Origin of the sequence: Methanomethylovorans sp. PtaU1.Bin093, from assembly GCF_002067275.1 — an archaeon.
Taxonomy (GTDB): Archaea; Halobacteriota; Methanosarcinia; order Methanosarcinales; family Methanosarcinaceae; genus Methanomethylovorans.
The window spans coordinates 1-5,522 of sequence record NZ_MVQX01000072.1 but is presented as its reverse complement, the minus strand read 5'-3'; the positions used below and the strand labels follow the sequence as shown (position 1 = coordinate 5,522).

The 5,522-nt window shown below is 41.8% G+C and carries 3 protein-coding genes and 1 pseudogene; 1 reads left to right on the top strand and 3 read right to left on the bottom strand.

Going from position 1 to position 5,522, the window contains the following annotated elements:
- Together A4E24_RS08180 and glgP are read right to left on the bottom strand one after the other, a co-directional pair.
- A pseudogene (locus A4E24_RS08180) lies at nucleotides 1–270 on the bottom strand (CTP--2,3-di-O-geranylgeranyl-sn-glycero-1-phosphate cytidyltransferase); the annotation flags it as partial.
- 86 nt (nucleotides 271–356) lie between these two features.
- On the bottom strand, nucleotides 357–2,069 hold the full coding sequence (glgP, locus tag A4E24_RS08175) for an alpha-glucan family phosphorylase (protein ID WP_292352792.1): 1,713 nt from the start codon (nucleotides 2,067–2,069) through the stop codon (nucleotides 357–359).
- Between the two features lie 543 nt (nucleotides 2,070–2,612).
- Here glgP and A4E24_RS08170 point away from each other — a divergent pair.
- Nucleotides 2,613–4,628 carry a PAS domain S-box protein gene (locus tag A4E24_RS08170; RefSeq protein ID WP_292352791.1) on the top strand — a complete coding sequence of 672 codons (2,016 nt, stop codon included), beginning with the start codon at nucleotides 2,613–2,615 and terminating at the stop codon, nucleotides 4,626–4,628.
- A 24-nt stretch (nucleotides 4,629–4,652) separates the two neighbouring features.
- Here the strand turns inward: A4E24_RS08170 and A4E24_RS08165 are convergent.
- On the bottom strand, nucleotides 4,653–5,522 hold an 870-nt coding region (locus A4E24_RS08165), incomplete at its 5' end, for a hypothetical protein (protein ID WP_292352790.1).

Here is a 5,522-nt window from a genome sequence, read left to right as displayed (position 1 = left end):
CACACTGATAGCAGCGACAGAGCCCAGGACAAAAAAAACATGACCTCCCACACATGACCTTTCTTTTTCCCTATACAAAAAATCCAGCAATGGGATCTTTGCACCACGACTGAGACGGAAATGCTCGATCAGTAAAATGAACACAAGATATACAATGAGCATATCCAATACTATTTGCTTTCCCAGATGAACATAGACCACTACTATAACTAAAGATGTAAGGTGAATGCCCTTGCGCAAGAATTCTTTGGTAAGAATGGATGCTGCCATTGATATTAGAATGGATAAAAGGCAGATGAAAAATGAAAGATCATCTGCCTTTCTAGTTTATCTTTTGTTCGACCTTTCAGATCGCCTCAGCATAGGAAGTAGGCGTTGAGCACATATTCCTGCATCATCCTATGGGTATTGAAGAATGAGCCATTGATAGCAATGGAATGCGACATCATGCTAATGAATTGCTCCCTGTTATTATAGAAAAGAGGAACTATCACCTGTTCCAGTTTATCGTACAAAGAGGTTGCATCAAGGGCATGATTACGGTTTTCCCCGTTTCCTATGACCGCTTCTCCAATGGACCACCCGGTCACCCCTTCTATGTTTCCTTCTATCCACCATCCGTCCAGTACGCTCAGATTGGGAACTCCGTTCAAAGCAGCCTTCATTCCACTGGTCCCAGATGCTTCCATTGGCGGTTCAGGCGTGTTCAGCCAGATATCCACCCCAGCTGTTATCATCGCGCCGATGGTCATGTTGTAATCTTCAAGATACACAAGCTTAATGTCCCCATTAAGAGTTTGTTTAGCCTGGAATATACGCTGGATAAGCTTCTTAGCCTCATAGTCCCGGGGATGCGCCTTGCCGGCATATATGACCTGTATCTTTCCAACCTGAGAGGATATTCTTTTTAATCTTTCTATATCCTGGAACAACAGATCAGCTCGTTTATAGGTCGCAGCCCGCCTTGCAAAGCCTATGGTCAGTATATTCTCGTCCATGAGAACACCTGTTTGCTTGTTTACATGGTCGAGCAATTTGTTTTTTGCCTGCATATGGGCAACCCAAATCTCCTGTTTTGGGATACTAAGCGCATAGCGCAGGCTGAAATTATCCTGTTTCCAGATAGGAATATATTTATCAAAGAGTTTTTGGAAAGGTTCTGAAACCCAGGTAGCAGCATGAACTCCATTAGTAATGGAATTAATAGAGTAACCAGTGAATATGAGCCGTGTAGCTTCTCCATGTTTTCGTGCTACTCCATTCACATAGCGGCTGAGGTTGAGGGCCAGACGGGTCATATTAAGAGAATCGTCGTTATGAATGACGCCTTCCAAAGCGAAGAAATCCTCTCTTTGCCCAAGCACCCTGCGTGCCATATCTATTGGAAATTTATCATGGCCGGCAGGAACAAGAGTGTGGGTCGTAAATACACACCTGCGCCTCACAGCTTTCCTGTCATCTTCTATCAAATACCCTCTGCCATCCTTTTTTGCGTGTTCGTCCAGCAGTTCAAGTGTAAGAAGTGCTGCATGCCCCTCGTTCATGTGGAAACTCCCGATATTTTGATGGCCGAGGGCTCGGAGCATCCTGATACCTCCAATACCGAGGATGACTTCCTGACAGAGCCTGTAGTGTTCGTCCCCGCCATAAAGATGATGGGTCAGGGTCCTGTCCCATTCATGGTTCTCAGGCATATCTGTATCAAGGAAATAGATAGGTACTGTAAAGCCGCTAACCCCTTTGACCTCATATTTCCAGACCCTCAAATGGACGGTTCTTCCTTCCAGCATGACAATAGTTCTCTGAGGCATTTCCTCCAGAATACCTTCAACATCCCAGGCTGCCGGTTCTTCCCGCTGCCAACCATCTGCCTCGATCTTCTGGCGGAAGTACCCTTTGCGATAAAGAAGAGTTACCGCAACCAGAGGCACCTTCAGATCAGCCGATGAGCGTATCGTGTCACCGGCCAATATCCCCAGGCCGCCGCTATAAGTGTGGATTTTTTCATCAATCCCTATCTCCATTGAAAAATAGGCTATTGATCTTTGATCGTTCGATAATTGCTGCATATTTCCCTCGTTATTGTATCAATATGAATGATTAAGTGATCAGCTTTGTAAGATCAGGATGTGTGATAACTGTTTTAGATTTACCGGTTTTTGTCAGTTTTGCAGGTTTGACTTTTGCTTTTGACCCAGGATTTGTACTTTGCCTCGTAAGACCATTTTAGTTACAACGCTAACTTTATACATATTCATGTGAAGTTGACTGAAATCTATTGTTGAACAAGGCACTAATAGCTTTTGCTTCTTAATCTATTTTATTAAATATTTTCTGAATTATATAAATCTATCTGCTCTTTATTTCCTCGAATAGCGATGATCCCTATCTCTCCATGTTACAATTGAAATAACTATTTCAGATTCCAGATGAAGATAAAAGAGAACTAGTTCTCTCTCTATAATAGCACGTTTAGTTTAAGATATTATTCCAGAACTATATTTTAATATCAAGATCAACACACAAAATAGTTTTATATATCTAAAATTATATATAGATTAAGTCGGAGAATCCGTATCAAAAAATCATCTGCCTGTATAGTGAGACTAAAAATGAGCGATGAAGGAAAATCAAGAGATCAGCTCCTAAAAGAAGTACATGAACTAAAAGGACGTATAAAAGAGCTGGAAGCCAATTCGTTCAAGCAACATACAGAATTGGAAATATTTGAAAATACAGTGCTTTTCCATGAATTAGTCAATTCGATTCCTGACCTGATCTTTTGTAAGGATAGGCAGGGAAAGTATATTTTATGCAACCCTGCCTTTTCAAAATTCCTCGGTCGCCCAAAAGAAGAGATCATTGGAAAAACCGATCATGATCTGTTCGGAAATGAACTTGCCAACCATTTCCTCACAAATGATAAAAAGATCATTGAAGAGAATAATTTCTTGAAAATTGAAGAACTGGCAGTTGACTTCAATGGGAAGGAGGTTCTTTTTGAAACATTCAAAGCTCCTCTTTACACATCATCTGGTACACTGATAGGGATCCTGGGTGTCAGCAGGGACATTACGCCCAGAAAACGGATAGATGAAGAAACTGCAATAACACAAGAACAACTTGTTTCAGTTCTTGAGGCTTTTGATCAGCCGGCTTATGTTTGTGATCCAGTTAATTACGAGATACTATTTGTGAACTCACCTATGAAAAAAAGGTATGGAAATGAGATCCTTGGAAAAAAATGTTACTCAGTATTTCAAAATCTCGATTCTCCATGTTCTTTTTGCACAAATCATCTGATCTTTGGAGAGAACATAGGCCAAACCCATATCTGGGAACTCCAGAATAATGTCGATGATCGGTGGTATCGCTGTATAGATAAAGCTATAAAGTGGCCCGACGGACGAATGGTGAGATTTGAGATAGCGATCGACATCCATGAACAGAAGATTGCAGAACAAGTGTTAAAGGAGAGCGAAAAGAAATATCGTGCGTATATCGATAACTCTCCTCAACTTATTTTTGTAGCAGATGCTGCTGGCAGATACATCGAAGTTAATCCGGCAGCATGCATAATAACCGGTTATTCTAAAAATGAATTGTTGAACATGCATCGGCTGGACCTATATGCTCCGGAATCTAAAGAAGCTGCTATCAATTCATTCAAGCAGCTTCTGAGTACGGGCAGATCAACTGGAGAATTCTGTTTCATTAAGAAAAATGGGACAAAATATTATATGGTAGTTGAAGCGGTGAAACTGTCAGATGACAGAGTAGTAGGTTTTTGTATAGATAGTACCGAACGTAAGAGAACTGAAGAAGACCTCTTGAAAGCTAAGATCGTTGCAGAAAACTCCAATCGTACAAAGAGCGAATTCCTGGCCACTATGAGCCATGAGTTGAGAACACCGCTTAACTCGATCATAGGTTTCTCAGAGGTACTTTCCGAAGGATATTTTGGTCAGATCAATGAAAAACAGGCAAAATACCTGAAGAACATATCCAATAGTGGAAAACATCTGTTGAATATTATTAACAATATTCTTGATATCTCAAAGGTCGAGTCCGGAAAAATGCAGCTCTATAAAGAGAAGATCTACGTAAAAGAACTTGTGGATGAAATGGTCTCTGCCATGCAGCATCTTGCAGCAAGTAAGGAAATTGTACTGAAGATCAGGGCCGACTCACAGTTCGGGGCAGTGCAGGCGGATAAAGCAAAATTGAGGCAGATCTTATATAATCTGATTGGCAATGCTATCAAATTCACGGATATCGGTGGTTCCGTGACCATTGGAAGCAGGGAAGATGATGAAATGGCATATATATCTGTAACGGACACTGGCATCGGCATCCCTGCTAATGATCTGACGAAACTCTTTAAGCCTTTCACTCAGCTTGATTCCTCCTGTGCAAGAAAATACGAAGGAACCGGACTTGGTCTTGCATTGGCAAAAGAACTTGCTGAACTGCATGGAGGAACGATCAATGTGGAAAGTGAACCTGGGAAAGGCAGTACTTTTACGTTAGCTCTGCCTCTTAAAGAGAATAGGACAACACTATATTCGGAAACGGATGAAAGTATAAAAACCCAACATGATCCCTGTTGTCTCTGGCCGGAATTGTGATCGATTTTAAAAGAGTGGGGCAGATCAAGTATTCTGCCACCCCATATCTTTCATAGCCTCTACGTCAGTTGGTACCACCTTAAGCGTGTAAGAACATTGCCCGGAACCCACTGTATTCTGCACTATATCTGTGACCTCAATGCCATAGACATTGCTGTAATATGCAATAATGAGCTCGGATCCTGTTGGGGCTTTGAAGAACTGGATATTACCTTCTGCATACCATTTCATCCAGGGTGTTTCATTGCATAGCATGTTCGGATATTGTAGCAGGATGCGTTCATTTTGTAGCATTTGTTGGTTCATTTCATCCCATACCCCATCAATGATCGCTGATGTGACCATACCCTGGAACATTTTAATGTTCACTGTATGATCGGTTATCACTTCAGCTGTCATCTGACCGGAACGGTTCCCATAACCAGCATGACCGCTTATGAAACTATAGGTCATACTATACTGGTCCGGGACTGATCCCATGACAACACTATTAACTAAAGTCAGTTCGGAACCATCGTACTTGTAAGTGGGTGCATTTTTGATCCATTCCTCTGCGATCTTTTCCGCCTCTGCCGCAGATATACTTAGAGCATACTGTTTCAGGTCAACCAATGCCTGATCTATCTCTTTCAGACCCTCTGGCATGTATTCCTGCGAGTAAGGATCCACTTTCACGGTCTTGTTGAAATCCGTCTGAAGCAGGCTGATCTCCACAATTCCAACATCCGTAACGATCGGCTGCCCTTGCTGAGGCACATATGTAGCGTTCATTTCCAGAAAATCATTGTCTCTGAAAAGTTGCAGGAGGTCTTCACGAGCACTTGCATTTAGTGGCTTTATAGATCTTTGTGTCAATTCATAAGTGGGACTATAATAACTGAGGGTCACAGCAGT